15 protein-coding genes are annotated in these 15,704 nt (G+C 59.1%); 9 read left to right on the top strand and 6 right to left on the bottom strand.

Annotated features, from left to right (window positions below):
- Nucleotides 1-55: 55 nt before the first annotated feature.
- The 6 genes from N655_RS17645 to N655_RS0106215 all read right to left on the bottom strand — a co-directional run bounded on the left by N655_RS17645 (nt 56) and on the right by N655_RS0106215 (nt 8,452).
- Entirely contained in the window at nt 56-928 is an 873-nt protein-coding gene (locus N655_RS17645) for a HipA domain-containing protein (protein WP_238324534.1), read from the bottom strand.
- A 170-nt stretch (nt 929-1,098) separates the two neighbouring features.
- A complete protein-coding gene (locus tag N655_RS17640) occupies nt 1,099-2,595 on the bottom strand; it encodes a terminase large subunit (RefSeq protein ID WP_044934093.1) in 1,497 nt (498 codons plus the stop codon).
- A gap of 167 nt (nt 2,596-2,762) precedes the next feature.
- Nucleotides 2,763-7,010 (bottom strand): glycosyl hydrolase family 28-related protein, encoded by a 4,248-nt coding sequence (locus tag N655_RS0106230; RefSeq protein ID WP_081823602.1) that lies wholly within the window; start codon nt 7,008-7,010, stop codon nt 2,763-2,765.
- Complete coding sequence (locus N655_RS0106225) at nt 7,000-7,452, bottom strand: hypothetical protein (RefSeq protein WP_155987525.1); 453 nt, start codon at nt 7,450-7,452, stop codon at nt 7,000-7,002. The genes N655_RS0106230 and N655_RS0106225 overlap by 11 nt, the downstream gene beginning before the upstream one ends.
- A 176-nt stretch (nt 7,453-7,628) precedes the next feature.
- Nucleotides 7,629-8,054: an RNA polymerase sigma factor gene (locus N655_RS0106220; RefSeq protein WP_026442290.1), complete on the bottom strand. Its 426-nt coding sequence runs from the start codon at nt 8,052-8,054 to the stop codon at nt 7,629-7,631.
- Nucleotides 8,051-8,452 carry a hypothetical protein gene (locus N655_RS0106215; RefSeq protein WP_026442289.1) on the bottom strand — a complete coding sequence of 134 codons (402 nt, stop codon included), beginning with the start codon at nt 8,450-8,452 and terminating at the stop codon, nt 8,051-8,053. The genes N655_RS0106220 and N655_RS0106215 overlap by 4 nt, the downstream gene beginning before the upstream one ends.
- A gap of 235 nt (nt 8,453-8,687) precedes the next feature.
- Between N655_RS0106215 and N655_RS0106210 the strand changes: the two genes are divergently transcribed.
- The 9 genes from N655_RS0106210 to hisH all read left to right on the top strand — a co-directional run bounded on the left by N655_RS0106210 (nt 8,688) and on the right by hisH (nt 15,701).
- Nucleotides 8,688-9,383: a helix-turn-helix domain-containing protein gene (locus N655_RS0106210; RefSeq protein ID WP_026442288.1), complete on the top strand. Its 696-nt coding sequence runs from the start codon at nt 8,688-8,690 to the stop codon at nt 9,381-9,383.
- Nucleotides 9,384-9,515: 132 nt separating this feature from the next.
- Nucleotides 9,516-9,740 (top strand): hypothetical protein, encoded by a 225-nt coding sequence (locus tag N655_RS0106205; RefSeq protein WP_026442287.1) that lies wholly within the window; start codon nt 9,516-9,518, stop codon nt 9,738-9,740.
- Nucleotides 9,731-10,753 carry a Gfo/Idh/MocA family oxidoreductase gene (locus tag N655_RS0106200; RefSeq protein WP_432757652.1) on the top strand — a complete coding sequence of 341 codons (1,023 nt, stop codon included), beginning with the start codon at nt 9,731-9,733 and terminating at the stop codon, nt 10,751-10,753. Before N655_RS0106205 ends, N655_RS0106200 begins: the two co-directional genes overlap by 10 nt.
- Before the next feature lie 226 nt (nt 10,754-10,979).
- Nucleotides 10,980-11,330, top strand: coding sequence for a phosphoribosyl-AMP cyclohydrolase (hisI, locus tag N655_RS0106195; protein ID WP_026442285.1), 351 nt, complete (start codon nt 10,980-10,982; stop codon nt 11,328-11,330).
- Nucleotides 11,330-12,205: an ATP phosphoribosyltransferase gene (gene hisG, locus N655_RS0106190; RefSeq protein WP_026442284.1), complete on the top strand. Its 876-nt coding sequence runs from the start codon at nt 11,330-11,332 to the stop codon at nt 12,203-12,205. The genes hisI and hisG overlap by 1 nt, the downstream gene beginning before the upstream one ends.
- Complete coding sequence (hisD, locus tag N655_RS0106185; protein ID WP_026442283.1) at nt 12,205-13,455, top strand: histidinol dehydrogenase; 1,251 nt, start codon at nt 12,205-12,207, stop codon at nt 13,453-13,455. Before hisG ends, hisD begins: the two co-directional genes overlap by 1 nt.
- Entirely contained in the window at nt 13,424-14,521 is a 1,098-nt protein-coding gene (hisC, locus tag N655_RS0106180) for a histidinol-phosphate transaminase (protein ID WP_044935381.1), read from the top strand. Before hisD ends, hisC begins: the two co-directional genes overlap by 32 nt.
- Nucleotides 14,518-15,117 (top strand): imidazoleglycerol-phosphate dehydratase HisB, encoded by a 600-nt coding sequence (gene hisB, locus N655_RS0106175; protein WP_026442281.1) that lies wholly within the window; start codon nt 14,518-14,520, stop codon nt 15,115-15,117. The genes hisC and hisB overlap by 4 nt, the downstream gene beginning before the upstream one ends.
- A complete protein-coding gene (gene hisH / locus N655_RS0106170) occupies nt 15,114-15,701 on the top strand; it encodes an imidazole glycerol phosphate synthase subunit HisH (RefSeq protein WP_026442280.1) in 588 nt (195 codons plus the stop codon). Before hisB ends, hisH begins: the two co-directional genes overlap by 4 nt.
- Nucleotides 15,702-15,704: the final 3 nt, after the last annotated feature.

Genomic DNA, 15,704 nt, shown 5'->3' with positions numbered 1-15,704 from the left:
GAGATTGCGTTTCACCATTCTGCAAAGAGCTTTTTAACTGATTCGCTGTCCGCCGTCACATGACCGGACCACGGACCTCATCGGCCCAACTCGGCCCCGTGAACTGCCCATCCATCACAAATTTCTGTGTCTTCATCCAGTTTGGAAAAGGCCCTCGCGAGGATTCCCGAAATTGTGTAATCAACTCCCGCACGCGCTTTCTTCTTGCCAGCAATTGTTCCATCAATCGCTCGATTTCTGTCACATCGCTGCCATACCATTCAGGCGGTACCGTCTCAGCCACTGCCCACACCCGCTGCGGGTCCATCTCCTCCACCCGCGTCAGCCAGGGCTCAAAGCTCTCCCAGTTCACAACATCGCGGTAGACCAGGTTTCGCGCATACACTCCGCGTAGCGGAGCATCGGCGAATTTCCACTCCCCCGCATTGAAGCAATATCCCTGGTCAATAAAGGTGGCCGTGTACTGCTTCTCGCGCGGCCGCCTCAGGAACACGGCCTGCCGGCCATTGGCATTGCACGTCCACTTGTCGATCACCAGCATTCCGGCAAACTCGCGCAGGTTCTTCACCTCAGTGAGCTGCGGCTCAGGCAGATAATCCATCACCTGTCCCGGCATCAGCCCGCCCACCAGTCGGGACCCGAATTGCAGTCCGGCGCGGCAAGGCTCCCGCCTCTGGCCAAAATCCACGACCAGGTCCGCCGAGTTTTGGATCAGCCACTCGCTCACTTCAATCACGTCGCAGGGCGGAACACTCAGTCCTGCCAGTGCTGCGAGCCTGGTCCCCAGCAGCTCGTTGGCCAACACCCGCACATGTTGCGGATTGTTCTGAAACTTCACCACATAGGGATGCCCGTCCGCGCCGAGCATCAGATGGCTCTGCGCCCCGCCCCGCATCTTTCGCACAGCCTGTATTGCGACGACCGGCAATCCTCCTCCATTTCTTTCGGATTGTAACAACAGGTCGTTCTTCCGGCTTGCCCAACTGCACGCGCGTACTGCTTGTTGTCTGGCACAGAAGTCCACATGCCGTCCCGCGGCCGCCTGAAGGACCTGTCTTTGCCGGCATCTCCTTTCTTTCCTGAACCGTCCGGAGACTTTTATTCCAGGTGCACAAATTCGCGCGCCGCCAGACCCACAGCCATTGCCATCACGCAATCATCATGCGCTCCGCTCTTTGCCCCGGCCTTGCCATTGGGCAGCCGCACAAAACTGCGGCACTCCTGCAGCAATCTCCGGCTGGAAAAAATCTCCGGGGTCTCAACCAGGGCCGCACCCAGCCGGTTCAGCATAAAAGGACGCTCTGTGGGCGAGGTCAGCCACCCGTCCTGTCCCTTGTGCTGAAAGATGCGTCCATACCGGCACACGCTGTGCAGATAGGCAAGTACGCCCGAGCCGTGGTTGTTCCGCTCGACTACCACCAGCGCGTTGTTGTATTCCCGCGCCAGCTCGGTTACCTGCTGCGCCAGCTCCAGCGGAGGCAGCCTGGCCTGCAACTCTGCGCATTGCAGTCCATAGGACAGTTCAATTACCTGCGCGGCGGCGTAATCGCCGTCGCTGCCGCCGCCAGCCGTGTCCACCGCGACCAGGTATCTTTTGCTCCGTACCGGAGGAAACCATATCTGTAGCCTCCCTCCCAGGCGCGTTTCTATGGGCTCTGGGACCTCTTTGGCCCGAGCATCAATGGCCTTCACATCAAAGAAGCATTCCCCGCTGGTCAGAAAGCACTCCAGCGCATCTTCCGGATACTCCTGTTTTGCCAGTCCGCGGAGCCCGGCCTGGATCCTGCGCCGGAAGCCGATCTGCGAACAGTCCAGTCCGTGCCGCTCCATCAGCTCGCGCTCTTCTTCCGTCAACGATTCCACCGGCACCGCCTCTGCGCGATAGGCCGGCTCCCACCACCACGGAAAGAAGTGCCGCACCATTCCCGTTTCTTCTGCTTTGTTCCATTCCTCCCAGAAACACCCTTCGGCCCCGTTTGGCGTAGACTCAAGTACCAGCTCGCCGGTGGAAGGCAGCGCCGCCCGCAGCCCCTGCAGGATCTCGGACGCATCGCCGGGCCAGCGCGCCACCTCAGAGCAGTGCAGGTTCTGGATGGTCAGCCCCCGGCCGGCATTCGCATCTCCTGCCGTCTCCACGCGATACTCGCTGTCAATTTCAGGGAACACAATCTGGCGCGCGCTGGCATGTGAGGTGCGCAACGGCCCCACCCGCATACGGAGCGGAAGGTTTTCGAGAAACCGATGCACAATGCGGAAGATCCCTTCTGCCGCTTCCTGCGTGTGCGCCACCTGCAATGTCAGCGTGCCGGGCTGGGTAATGGTCTTTAGAAAAAACCGGGCCGCCACCCAGGTGCTGATCCCCATCTGCCGCGACTTCAGGACGATGTTTTCTCTCCCGCAACGCCGCGCAAACTCCAGTTGCGCCGGGTTCGGATGCAGCGGGACCAGTTTCCCCTCCCGGTTGCGGATGCGCAGCACCGCCTCTGACAGAAAATGCGGCGTCGGCGCATTCGACAGCAGCGGGAGGCTCTCCTCGAAGACCTCGCCCAGATGCAGCACCTCATCATGGTCCTCCCCTTTCCATGCAGTTCCCATAAAAAACAACTACCCATTCCATCGTTGAAGAATCCAGACAAAGGAACGCCCCTTCGCTGCTGCTGCCCTCGGCCCTTGCTTCCGCCGGTCCGCATGCAAGGGAGCAAAAAGCCGGGCGTCCAGAATCAAGCACAGGTGCGGGTTTCGGAGATCTCAGGCCCAGGCAGCTAATAGGCATACCAGTTATAGTCCGGCCCGCAGAGCAGCGTCCGTTTTCCAGGCGAAGTAATGGCCAGTGAGGTGCTCGTCACTCCCAAATAGTTAATCGTTTGGGAACTGGTCGTCGTCAGCGTTACAGCATTGGAGCTGCTGTCAGACTTGACGATTGTGAACTCCTCGCCCGTCGGCTGCGCCTTGTCTGGCCACTGCGTGTAGCAGCTCGGCAGCGTAATCGTCTGCGGTCCGCCCGCTGCATTCGCAATCACGTTTTTATTGGTCGCCGTCAACGTCAAGCTAGACGCTGTATTGATGATGGTTGACAGAGCAATTCCACCCTGTGATCGGATGGTCCCCTGATAGGTCACGTTGAAGAAGGGGTTCTGCCCGGCCACATGCGCCTCAAAGACATCGGTCTGGTATCCGTTATAGAGCTGTGCCGAATAGGCTTCGTAGTTGGATGTCCCGGCCTTCGGGGCGGCCCACACCGTGGCCACGGCCCCATTTCCCGGAGCATTGTTCGACGCGCCCCCTCCAGTGAATCCCGTCGTCGTCTCCGGCTCCAGCGCCTGCGCATAATTGCCGCACCCGGTCAGATGGTGCACACTGGCAAATGCCGGAGGCACACCCGAGCTGGCAGCATAGGTGATCCAGTTCGCGGTCGAAGACATCCCCAGACATCCAATGTCGGCGATCTCCAGCCCATTTGTAACCGTATTTGCTACATACGCCAGGTTCGCTGCGGGGAAGCTTGTCGTGTCCGGCCACTGGATGTGCCCGCCGTGGATGTTCGTCCCGTTCGCGCCCACGTAAAACGCCGCGATGGCCGGACTGTCAGCATAGGTGTCCGTCCACACGCTGCCTGCCCCGCCCGTGTCGTAAATCACATAATTTGTTGCATACGAGGCATTGCTGGCCGACGCGCTCGATGCCGTATTGCTGCATGGCGCAGTCGTGCAGGTGTAGGGATAACCGAAGCCGTGGACCATATATCCAGTATTTCCCGTGCCCTCGTTAAAGATGCTTGCCACCTGCGCATTCCGCACCAGTACCGTGTCCAGATGCCCATCCATCGCCGTCTTCTGCAAATGCACCCCGTACGCAGGGCGGCTGGCCGGCGTAAACACTGAAGCGCTGTAGCTCACCATGATGTTCCGCATCAGGAACCCAGCCTGGTGTCCACTCGCCGTCGAGCTTTCTCCCAGCAGGATGCCCTCGGCCGTCGTATCATTCACTGCCACGTTTTCTACCAGCAGTCCGCGAAACCACTGCAACTCCAGCCCATGTGTAGCGTTGGTATTGGCTAGGACCGTGAAGTCCTTAAAAACACATCCCTGCGCCTGTGCCGCATTGCCCAGAAAGATCACGTCTCCGTTCAGGTTGGAAGTCACATTCAGCGTCGTCGCGCTCACTGTGCTGTCCGCAGCGCTACTCGCCCCGCCAGATCCGATCAGGTCCACACATGTGCCATTGGACGGTTCTGCCAGCGTCGATGTCACAGCAAACGTCCCCGGCCCCAGACGCACGGTCTGGTTGCGGCCGGTAGAGTTTGCCGCATTTACCGCCGCCGTCCATGCTGCATTGAGCGTCGGATACGTGCTCCCATCCACAGTAAACTCGCCATTGAGGGACGCCGCCGCCAGCGTGCCTGTGACGGCCACATTCGCGGTCGAATTGCTTTGTCCCGTAACGGTGAAGGCGTTCACCCACTGTGACCCGTTCCAGATATCGTATTCATACCCGCCATTCGCATTGTTCGGGGAGCCGCGGAAACAGACCCGGTTCAGCGACTGGCTGCTCCCGGCCGGCGGTGTGTCGAACCAGCAAAAATTGCTGGCAAACTTTGTTCCCACCATCCAGCCGCCATTTTGCGTTCCTTGGTTGCTTTGCTGCTCGTTTTTACGAAACAGTCCTGCTACCGGGTCCCACGCGATTCCCGCTCCAGGAACATTCACGTAAGGATGGGCGGTCTTTCCATTGGCGTAAAGCGGTACCGTCAGATATCCGTTTGTGATTCCCCCAAGATTGAGTCTGGCCCCGCTGCTCCCGAACACCTCTCCGTTTTCAATGGTCGGTGCATAATTTGCACCATCAAAGTTCACCTGAGGGTCTCGATGGACGGCGATCTCTGCCTGGTGCGCATAGCTGCCGCCGTACATATCAAGGTTCTTGAAGTCAACAAGCGCCCCCACGTATCCATCGATTGCATTGAGTTCGCCCTCGCGTCCCACCATCAGCCCGTCAGGCACCGGGCCGAGAACAATCTCCGCACAGGTAGAAGTCCCTGTCTGGTCACAATGGTCTGTGTATCCGCTTCCCGGCGGCTGAATGGCGTTCACGTGCGTGTCCTCGATATGGATACTCCCATGAGAACCAATCGGCAGCTCCTCCAGAATCGAACCGGCAGGCCAATTCACAGGCGCACTCACGGTCGAACCAGCGGTGTTCCTGGCCAAGATGTGGACGGTCCCGTCTTTTGTGAAGCCCCCAACCTGGACAATTTCAAACTGCCCCTGCTGCACGCCTGCGGCATATTGCGATGGCTGTGTGCTGCCGTAGGAATAGTCCTGCGGCAGCAGCGCATAGTACACCACCGAGCCGCCAAGCGAACCTCCTGTGCCAATGTCTGCCGCATTCTCAAAGTACTGGGGCATCCATGAGGTGTCCTGGACGGAGGCCGTGTTCCCTGAGGACGACAAGGCCGTGGTCAGCGTGGTCTTTTCCATCACCCCGCCGCCCAGATAAATGCCCGCATTCAGCCTTGGCTCATTGTTATAAGGAAAGCCCTCCAGGTAAAAATTCCTGATGGACCCATAACCGCTTACCCGGAAGCCGCTCATATACTTCAACGGTTTGATCGAGCCGCCATAGAAGCTGTAATTTGTGGCCTTGGTCACCGTGATGGCCCCATGAGGATCGGGGCTTATCTGCGCCGGATTGCTCGTGTTCGCAGTCGGGTAGCTATTGCCGGGGCAGTTGATGCCATAGCAATAGAACTCTTCTCCATAGCGTTCAAAGGTTGCGCCCGGATTGATAATTTGTGTGTTGACAAAGTAGCTTTCGTTAATGTCGCCGGACAAAATGATGGGCCAGCGGACAGAAGAAATGGTCAGATTGTCTGACCGGAAACGCTCACTGTTGTTGTTCAGCTGAAGGCCGCGTCCGCCATGATTGGCCATGGTGATATTGGCAATGTGAAACTGTACCGCGGCATCGACTTCAAGCAGCGTGCCGGTGCTCAGATGTCCATTGCCGTACAATTGCAGGTCACTGATCTGCCCATTACAGGTGGCATTCACCGCACAGCTCCCCTGGTAGACCGTAAACAGATTGGTATTGGCAGAGACCAGTTGGAGCGTGCTTTCCGCGCTTGCATCTCCCTTGATGCAAATGTTGGATGGCACCCTGAGCGTGTTGCTGATTTTATACAGCCCTGCCGGGACATAAATGCACGGTATGGCCCCACTGGCGCCAATCGGGTTGGACAAGGCAAAACTGATGGCCGCCTGAAACGCTGCGGTCGAATCGTTGGTCCCCGTCGGGTCTGCACCCCCGGCAAAGTCCGGGTGCCGCACATCCACCCGCGGTAATTTGGAAACAGCATTTGGCGTCCGCAGTGTTCCCGTCATGTTTCCGCCCGACAAGGGCACTGCCGTTTGCACCGCCTGGTCTACATACTGCTTGGTGGCGGCCTGATTGGCTGCTGCCGGGGCGCCGGCCAGGGTCAGGGGGCCGACCATACTGCCCCCGCTCAGTTGCAGATAGTTCCCACTAAGCGAAGCAATCGAGGCGTCTACATACTGCTTGGTCGCGTTCTGCACCGCCACCGATGCCGGTACCAGTTGCGCGCGTACAGAGGCAATCGAGGCACTCGCCGCCTGCGGGACCACCCAGTACTCTTTGTTCACCGTGCCGTCATTCAGATGATAGATGGCCGTATAGTAGGTCCCTGCGGGAGAAGCCCCTGCATTGGCGGCCAGGTTTACGCTCACAAATCCGTCCTGGCCAATGGGGACCGTCTCGCTGCCCGCTGCCACGGCCTGATTGTTCGCCGTTGAAAATGCCGGCCAGCTTACAATCAGCGTCCCGGTCGCCGGGCTTCCGTCAGCGCGGTAGACCACTCCCTGGACCGTGGTTGTACTTACTTGTGCCTGGATTCGACCCGGCAGCATGACACTGGCTGCCGCCGCCAGCGCCATCAATCTCATCCATGTTTCAGCAAAGCTTTTTCGCATCACGCGCACCTGTCTAAGGAACATCTTTTGATGGATTTGGACGGTTCAATGCAGTGACGGGTTCAATGCTGCGGGCCGCTTCCTGCTTTTGCCCCGGTCCACCACCGCTCTCTGCGGCGAGAGCTGCGGCCGCCTCCCGCGCTGCTCTTTCAGCTTCTCTTCTCTTCCGGAACGCAGCCGCTTCTTTCAGCAGGAGCCGTCCCAGGCTCGGCCCCAGCCGCCGTTCCTTGCTGGCTTCGTCGAGTTCATCTTTCACTCCGCCCAGGTCAAACAACATCCTTGCATGTTGAATGCTGCCCGCACATGCCTTTTCCGCAAGAGATTCCAGAATGATTTCATAATGGCTTTCCACCTTGTTTTTGGCGGCCTTTCTGAAGTGTTTCGCTTTTACTGCTTTTCTGGACCTGCTTCCATCCGACAGCGCCGGCCCATCCTGCATCGCCTCTTCCCTGATTGTCTTTGCCATGTTCTGAAAAACAAAAAGGGAAGCAGTCATCGCTGCTTCCCTTCAGATTTCTTGACTCTTAAGTTCAGAATATCATTTCAGCCTGAAATGACCTGACAATCGTAGCAAGAAAATATCTCCTGTTTTATGTGTAGGTTGTGTTATTTTCCACAGCCGAGGGCCCTTGACAGCATCTTTCAGTACTCCATCAGTTCGTAGTCCAGAAACATCTGCGAGAGCTTGTCAAGCGCCTGCGGATATTTCCGCATCACCGTCCTGACCGAGGCCCGCATCAGCCCCGCCGTTTCTTCCTGCGTGTATTCCTGCATGGCGATCCGGGCGATCAGTTCCTGCTCCATCGGAGCCAGCCGCTTCAGACACTTCTCGATGTCAAATAGAAAAATAATCGCGTCCTCAAAGCTCCGCATCCGGTAGTGCGACGACTTTCCTCGCACCACGCAGTTGCCGACCGCCAGAGGCAGCCGTCCGGTCTGCAGAGAAACAACGACATACCGCCGCAGAAGCTCCTCCGTCCGTCTTCTGTAAAAGGCGATCCCATTGTCCTGCGGGAGTTCCCGGGCCGTCTCGGCCCAGACGTAAGGCAATGCCAGCGCTGCGCTCATCGTGCTCCTCCCTTCACCGCCGCGGCAGGATGCGGGCGGCGTCTGGGACGCCCGCTCCGGGTCTTCCGTCTGGGAAATGCCCGCAGCTTTTCTGCGCAAACCGCGCAATAGACCTCGTTCAACTCCTGGATGCGCAGCCAGAGGCCGCCGCATCCCTCACACACTTTCAGATTGAGCACCATGTACATAGTGTGGGTCTCCAGTATCTGCAATGCTTGCGACTGGTTTTCAGAGCAAGGCAGAGAGAAAACAACGCAAAGAACACAGCGTTCTGCCGCGCTGTTGTTCCCTGCAGAAATCTTCCCGCTGTGCGCGGGAACAGGAAAAAGAGAGAAACGCAGATCATCAGGGTCAGCCAATCCACTTTCGCTCGCCTTCAGTCCAGCGCGCAGAAACACGACTCCTTCCGGAGCGCTCCCCGGGCATGGGCAGGTTTCAGATTGAGTTCGGGCGAAAGTGAAAAAGAATCTATCTGCCCCGGAAATACGGGTCAACCATTCCCCCGCAAGGACCGGAATTTTACGCATCCTTCCCCGCAGGTGTTTCCATAAAGAAAGGGGACTGCATCAGAATTACTTTTCTTTGAGCAAACACACCCTCGCACAATGTATAGCTCTAAGAAAAATTTCCACAATGAATGTCTCTCAGCTACACGAGCAGCTCCGCCGCGAATTGCTGCGCCGCATTCAGCGCGGCACGCTTACCGGGACGCTGCTTGCGCGGCAGACAGGCCTCAATCCTGCGCATATCTCTAATTTTCTGCATGGAAAACGCCAGCTCAGTCTCGCCGCACTCGACCGGGTCCTGGCCGCGCAGGACCTGCACATCGAAAATTTTGTGCACCGGACTCCTGTGCGGGAGCCTGCCGCATCCCTTGACCGGGTCCCCCTGGTGGCCCAAGCCACCGCCATTCATCAGTCCCGCATCCATTCCAGTTCCATTTTGGAACTCATCCAGTTACCTTCTGGTTTCCTGCACCACCTGGTCTCCCGGCGTTCTCCTGATCGCCGCTCCTGGGACCGCTTTCTCGCCATTCGTGTCGAGTACTCCCAGGCCCGTCCCATGATGCCGGTCATCTTCCCGCACGCCATCCTCGTCCTCGACCGCCATTACACTTCGCTGACGCCTTGGCGTCCTCCGCTGCCGAACATCTACGCTGTGCACTCGGGTGCGGGGGTCCTCATCCGCTATGTCTCGCTGCAAGGGAGCCACCTGGTCCTGCGTCCGGCAAAACTGGAGCACTCAGTAGAGCTGCTGGAACTCAGGCCCAAAGAGCTTCCCTCAAAGTTCATCATTGGCCGGGTCTGCGCCGTTCTGGGTCAGATGTGAACCCGATGCATTCCACGCCGCGCCTTCCTCTCTGCATTGCTGGCAGAAGCAAGCACGCGGCCAGCCTGCCGCTCCACGCGCAGAACAGGGCGCCGCTTTTTGATAGCATCGCATCGGAGGGACTCAATTTTTATGGACCAGCCATCCGTTGCCGTCAACGGGGCGCGCCGCAATGAAGACATCGCCCTTGATCTGCTGAAATTTGTTGCCATCACCACAGGGATCGGCCGTGCTTCCGCGCCCGCCACCGGGTTTGTTGCCGCCTCCGCTCCCAGGCCGGAAGACCATGTAAACCAATTGCTCGAACTCTATTCCCGCTGCCTGCAGGTGGTCGAGGGGAAGGGAGCATCGCGATAGTCACCCCGTCTCTCCAGAACGTCGTCGTTTGTGGAGCAGGAGCCTTTGGTCGCAACCATCTGCGCATTTACCGCGACCTGGAGTATTCCGGCCTTCCTGTCCATCTGGCGGCCATTGTCGAGTCCGCCACAGACCGCGCTGCCTCGCTGGAAAAGGAGTGGGGGGTGCCCGTCTACACATCCGTGGAAGAGTGTCTCCAGACGACAAAAGTCCAGGCCGCCTCTGTCTGTGTTCCTACCGTGGACCATTACCGGACTGCGGCTGCTTTTTTACGCCAGGGCGTGGATGTACTGGTGGAAAAACCTGTGACTGCCACGCTTGAAGAGGCCGAGGACCTGGTCCGCCTGGCCCGGGAAAACGGACGCATCCTGCAGGTGGGTCATCTGGAGCGCTTCAACCCCGCCGTAATGGCCGTCCAGCAGTTCCTGGACCGTCCCATGTTTTTTGAGGTCCATCGCCTCAGCGTCTTCAGTCCGCGCTCGCTTGATGTGGATGTGGTCCTCGACCTGATGATTCATGATCTCGACATCGTTCTCACGCTTGCGCAGTCTCCGGTTGCCAGCATCCATGCTGTGGGCCTTCCTGTCCTCTCGCCCCGGGTAGACATTGCCAATGTTCGCGTCGAATTTGCCTCCGGCTGTGTTGCCAACTTCACTGCCAGCCGCGTCAGTACCGAGCGTGTGCGCAAGCTGCGTTTCTTTCAGCCGCACCAGTATGTTTCCATTGACTATGCCCGTCAGGACCTGCTGCTGATTGATGTTGCCCGGCAGCCCCGGTCCCCGGAAGAACTCGCCCCGGCCCTGCAAGTGCGCAAGCCCTCGATCGCCCCGGCCGAGCCTTTGCGCCTGGAAATCGAGTCGTTTCTTGAATCTGTCTGCACGCGCAGACCACCCGCCGTTTCTGGCGAGGACGGCCGGGCTGCTCTGGCCCTTGCCCTCGACATCAATGCTGCCATCACGGCCCACTCGGCCCGTGCCGGACTCGAACACTTCCGTATCGGAGGCACCTGCTAAGGTTGACATCTTCCCCCTGCACCTGTAGCTTTTTACTAGATGTGGATTCATCGCCATCATCGTCATCACCATCATCACGTGACGAGCGTGTCGGCGAATCCTTACGGCCTGAAGTAAAAGCCGGAAATCAAGGAATCCAAAAGCCCGCCGACGCGCCCAGCGCAGGCGGGCTTTTTGCATCTGCCCGCAGGCGCAGGCCCCCGGCAAGATAGAAGAGGAAAAGCAGATGTCTGACACAAGCATTGATTTTGCCAAGATGGACGGTCTGGCCCCCGCAATCGTGCAGGACGCAAAGACCGGGCAGGTTCTGATGGTCGGCTTCCAGAATGAAGCCAGCTTTCAGAAGACCCTCGAAACCGGCTTCGTTACATTCTGGAGCCGGACCCGCCAGAAGCTCTGGATGAAAGGTGAAACCAGCGGCAACCGCCTTCGCGTCGTCGAGGCCGCTACAGACTGCGACCGCGATACCTTGCTCTACCGTGTGGAAGTGGAGGGCGACGGCCTGGTCTGCCACGAAGGCACCGTAAGCTGCTTCACTCGGCCCATTGCAGTCAATGCTGCCCAGGAGGTCCGCTGATGGCAAACAAACTCAAGCTCGGAATTCCCAAAGGCAGCCTGCAGGATGCCACCATTGCCCTTTTCCAACGTGCCGGCTGGAACATCTATGCGAGCGGGCGCTCCTATTTTCCCGCCATTGATGATCCGGAAATCGAATGCACCCTCGTCCGCGCGCAGGAGATGGCCCGCTACGTGGACCACGGCGCGCTCGATGCCGGACTCACCGGAATTGACTGGGTCGTCGAAAGCGGCCGCGAGGTGAAAAGCATCATCAACCTCACCTATGCCAAGCAGAGCCGCCAGAAAGTGCGCTGGGTCCTGGCCGTGCCCGATGATTCGCCTTACCAGAAGGCCGAAGACCTCGCTGGCAAAATCATTGCCACGGAGCTGGTCGAGGTCACCAGAAAATACTTTGCCGAGAAAAACGTCCCGGTCAAGGTCGAATTCAGCTGGGGCGCGACCGAGGTCAAGCCGCCCACCCTGGCCGATGCCATCGTCGAAGTCACTGAGACCGGAAGCTCACTGCGCGCCAACCGCCTCCGCATCATTGACACCGTGATGGAAAGCGAGACCCACCTCATTGCCAATCCGCGGAGCTATGAAGACCCCTGGAAAAAAGAGAAGATTGACAATATCGCGCTCATGCTGCGTGGTGCCATCGCCGCCCAGGGACAGGTCGGTCTGATGATGAACGTCCAGAAGACCGACCTGGCGAACGTCCTCTCCGTGTTGCCCGCGTTGACCTCGCCCACGGTCTCGGCGCTCAGCGACCCCGCCTGGGTCGCAGTCAACACCATTCTGGAAGAGAGCGTCGTGCGCGATGTGCTGCCTCGCCTCAAGGCCGCCAACGCCACTGGCATCGTGGAATATCCGCTGAACAAGGTGGTCCTGTAATGCGCATCGTGTACACCAAAGGACGCGACAGGCTGGTCCAACAGCTTGTGGAACGCCGGAACAGTGTGGAAGAACACGCTGTTCCGGTGGCCCGCCGCATCCTCGCGGCCGTCCGCAAAGGTGGAGACGCTGCCCTTCGCCGTTATGCGGCCCGCCTGGATGGCATTACGGAACAATCACAGTTACGAATTTCCGAGCAGGAACTGCAGCAGGCCTGGGACGAAGTCTCGCCTGCCTTCCGCGCGGCCCTGAAGACGGCCGCAAGCCATATCCGCCGCTTTGCGCAGAAGCAATTACCCAGAGAGTGGAGCTTCGAGCAGGTCCGCGGTCTCACCGTAGGCCAGAGGATACGTCCTCTGACCGCGGTAGGCTGCTATGTCCCCAGTGGGCGCTATCCGCTGCCCTCGACCCTTCTGATGACCGCCATCCCCGCGCAGGTGGCAGGCGTCGAGCGCATTGCCGTGGTTTCTCCAAGGCCGGCCAAGGAAACACTGGCCGCAGCGGCCTTCCTTGGCCTCCGGGAGTTTTACCGTATCGGCGGGGCCCAGGCTGTTGCTGCCCTGGCTTATGGAACAGAAAGCATTCCCCGCGTTGAAAAGATCGTTGGCCCCGGCAATGCTTATGTTGCTGCGGCAAAGAAGCTCGTTTCTTCTGATTGCGCCATAGACATGCCCGCCGGACCGACCGAGATCGTCATTACCAGCGAAGGCGGCGACCCGGTATTGTTTGCCACCGACCTCATCGCCCAGGCCGAGCACGACCCCGACGCGCTGGCGATTTTGATTACAACCAAGAAAGAACTGGCAAAGCAGGTCAGCGCGGAAGTCAAACAGCGCGTGCGGAGCAATCCCATCGCGGCAAAGGCCATGCAGGCCAACGGTGTCATATTTGTAACCGAATCAGTGGCAGAAGCGCGGGCCCTGACCAACAGTCTCGCTCCGGAACATCTCACGGTCGATTCGGAGCGCGATCTGGAGTGGGTCCGGAATGCGGGTTCGGTCTTTATCGGGCGCCATTCGGCGCAGCCGATGGGAGACTATATCTCCGGGCCTAACCACACTCTGCCGACTGGTGGCCTGGCGCGCTTGCGCGGCGGCCTGAGTGTTCAGGATTTTGTAAAGATCATCACCGTGCAGAAGTATGACCGCAAGGCCCTGCTCACCCTGGGGCCCCGGGCCATCACACTGGCGGAAGCCGAAGGATTAAAGGGACATGCAGATGCCATCCGAGCAAGAGGCGCCCGTGGCTGAGGGAATCAAGCCGCGCGCCGCCGTCCTGCGCACCAGGGAGTATCACCCGCCGCTGGGCTCGCGCGAAGGCGTGCGCCTGGACTTCAACGAGAACACGCTTGCCTGTTCCCCGCGCGTGCTGGAAGTACTTGGCAGGATCTCCCGCGCCGAACTCACCAAATATCCCGAGCGCGGACCCGCAGAAAAACTGGTGGCCGCGCACCTCGGCGTGATGCCAGACCAGGTCCTGCTCACCAACGGTGTGGACGAAGCCATTCATGTCCTCTGCCAGACCTACCTCGATGCGGGCGATGAGTTTCTCCTTCCGGTGCCGACGTATTCCATGTATGAGGTCTACGGTTCCTCCACCGATGCCAGGATGGTCTTTGTTCCGGCCGCTGCGGACTTTGCTTTCCCAGAGGAGGAACTTTTCCGCCGCATTACTTCCGTAACGAAGATGATTGCCCTGGCCAACCCCAACAGCCCTACCGGGAAAAGTGTTCCACGTGGAACAATTCTCCGTCTGCTGGAGCGGGCCCCGCAGGCCATGGTCCTGGTCGATGAGGCCTACTACCATTTCTATGGTGAGACGGTGCTGGACCTGGTGGGCCGCGCCCCGAACCTTGTTGTAACACGCACATTCTCCAAGGCTTACGGGCTGGCTGGACTACGCCTGGGAGCACTCATTGCCAGCCACGAGCAGATGCAATGGCTCCGCCGCATGATTTCGCCTTACAGCGTAAACGGGTTGGCGCTTGCGTGCCTGCCTGCCGCGCTGGAAGACCATGCTTATCTGGAGTGGTATGTGGCCCAGGTACGGGAGGGTCGCGCCCTGTTTACTGCGGCCCTGGACCGACTGGGTCTGCCCTACTGGCCTTCGCAGGCAAACTTCGTACTCACAAAGATAGGCGCCAGGCACCGGGAATTCGTCGCTGCCATGCGTCGACGCGATGTTTTGGTGCGCGACCGCTCGACGGACCCCGGCTGCGAAGGCTGCGTACGGATTACCATCGGCGTACTCGAACATACACGCAAAGGCATCGCAGCGCTCGAAGAATCGCTGGCTGAGATCGGATGGAAGGCATGAGCAAAAAGAAACGCACCGCAGAAATCCACCGCAAGACCGCTGAGACGCAGATTGCCCTTCGTCTTACCATCGAAGGCGCAGGCCGCTACAAAATCAGCACTGGCATTCGTTTCTTCGACCATATGCTTGAGCTTTTTGCACGCCACGGGGCATTTGATCTTGATCTCTCCTGCAAAGGCGACCTCGACGTAGACCAGCACCACACGGTCGAAGACGTGGGCATTGCATTAGGTGAGGCCTTTGATCGCGCCCTGGGCGACAAAAAGGGCATCATGCGTGCTGGTTATTTCCTGATGACCATGGACGAAACGCTGGGCATCGCCGCGGTAGACCTGAGCGGTCGCGTCGCCTCTGTGATTGACACAAAGGTGAAGACACGCCTGGTGGGAGACCTGCAATCGGAACTGGTGGACGATTTCTTTGAGGGTTTTGCCCGCGGCGCCCGGGCCAATGTTCATCTGAAGACGATGTATGGCCGCTCCAACCATCATAAAGTGGAAGCGCTTTTCAAGGCCTTTGCGCGCGCCCTGCGCTTTGCCTGCATGAAGGACGTTCAAATGGGCGCCGTGCTACCCAGCACAAAGGGGCTGCTGTGATTGCTGTCGTAGACTACAAGGCCGGGAACCTCACCTCGGTGATGAAGGCCCTCCATGCCGCAGGGGCCGATGTTCGGGTGACGCAGGATGCGGATGGGGTGCTGCGCGCGGAAAAAATCGTCCTGCCCGGTGTGGGCCACTTTGCCGCCACGGAGTTTCTGGAAAAGCAAGGGCTGAGGGCCGCCATGCAGGCACAGATTGCCAAAGGGATACCGTTTCTCGGCATCTGCGTTGGTCTGCAATGGCTCTTTGAGGGCAGTACCGAATCGCCGCAGACCCTGGGCCTGGGCCTCTGCAAGGGCCAGTGTGAGCGCTTTTCCGCGGGGTTGAAGGTACCGCACGTGGGCTGGAATGCGCTTGAGGTCCGGCCCTCCCGCCTGCTGCGCGGCATTTCGTCCGGGACCTTCGTCTATTACACGCACTCCTACCGCGCTCCGCTCACAAATGGCACTGTAGCGGTTACAGATTACGGCGGCCCCTTTACCGCTGCGGTAGAAATCGGCAATGTGATGGGCGTGCAGTTCCATCCGGAAAAATCAGGAGAAGCGGGCCTGCGCATTCTCCGTAACTTTGTGGAGCTTTGATCT

The sequence above is a fragment of the Pseudacidobacterium ailaaui genome (assembly GCF_000688455.1).
Taxonomy (GTDB): Bacteria; Acidobacteriota; Terriglobia; order Terriglobales; family Acidobacteriaceae; genus Pseudacidobacterium; species Pseudacidobacterium ailaaui.
Note: the sequence above shows the minus strand (reverse complement) of the source record. Positions and strands in the feature narration are given on the sequence as shown.

Excerpts from the sequence above, each read along its gene's own strand:
- N655_RS17640 (WP_044934093.1), bottom strand. The coding sequence starts at position 2,595 with ATGGGAACTGCATGGAAAGGGGAGGACCATGATGAGGTGCTGCATCTG.
- N655_RS0106230 (WP_081823602.1), bottom strand. The coding sequence starts at position 7,010 with ATGTTCCTTAGACAGGTGCGCGTGATGCGAAAAAGCTTTGCTGAAACA.
- N655_RS0106225 (WP_155987525.1), bottom strand. The coding sequence starts at position 7,452 with ATGGCAAAGACAATCAGGGAAGAGGCGATGCAGGATGGGCCGGCGCTG.
- N655_RS0106220 (WP_026442290.1), bottom strand. The coding sequence starts at position 8,054 with ATGAGCGCAGCGCTGGCATTGCCTTACGTCTGGGCCGAGACGGCCCGG.
- N655_RS0106210 (WP_026442288.1), top strand. The coding sequence starts at position 8,688 with ATGAATGTCTCTCAGCTACACGAGCAGCTCCGCCGCGAATTGCTGCGC.
- N655_RS0106205 (WP_026442287.1), top strand. The coding sequence starts at position 9,516 with ATGGACCAGCCATCCGTTGCCGTCAACGGGGCGCGCCGCAATGAAGAC.
- hisI (WP_026442285.1), top strand. The coding sequence starts at position 10,980 with ATGTCTGACACAAGCATTGATTTTGCCAAGATGGACGGTCTGGCCCCC.
- hisG (WP_026442284.1), top strand. The coding sequence starts at position 11,330 with ATGGCAAACAAACTCAAGCTCGGAATTCCCAAAGGCAGCCTGCAGGAT.
- hisD (WP_026442283.1), top strand. The coding sequence starts at position 12,205 with ATGCGCATCGTGTACACCAAAGGACGCGACAGGCTGGTCCAACAGCTT.
- hisC (WP_044935381.1), top strand. The coding sequence starts at position 13,424 with ATGCCATCCGAGCAAGAGGCGCCCGTGGCTGAGGGAATCAAGCCGCGC.
- hisB (WP_026442281.1), top strand. The coding sequence starts at position 14,518 with ATGAGCAAAAAGAAACGCACCGCAGAAATCCACCGCAAGACCGCTGAG.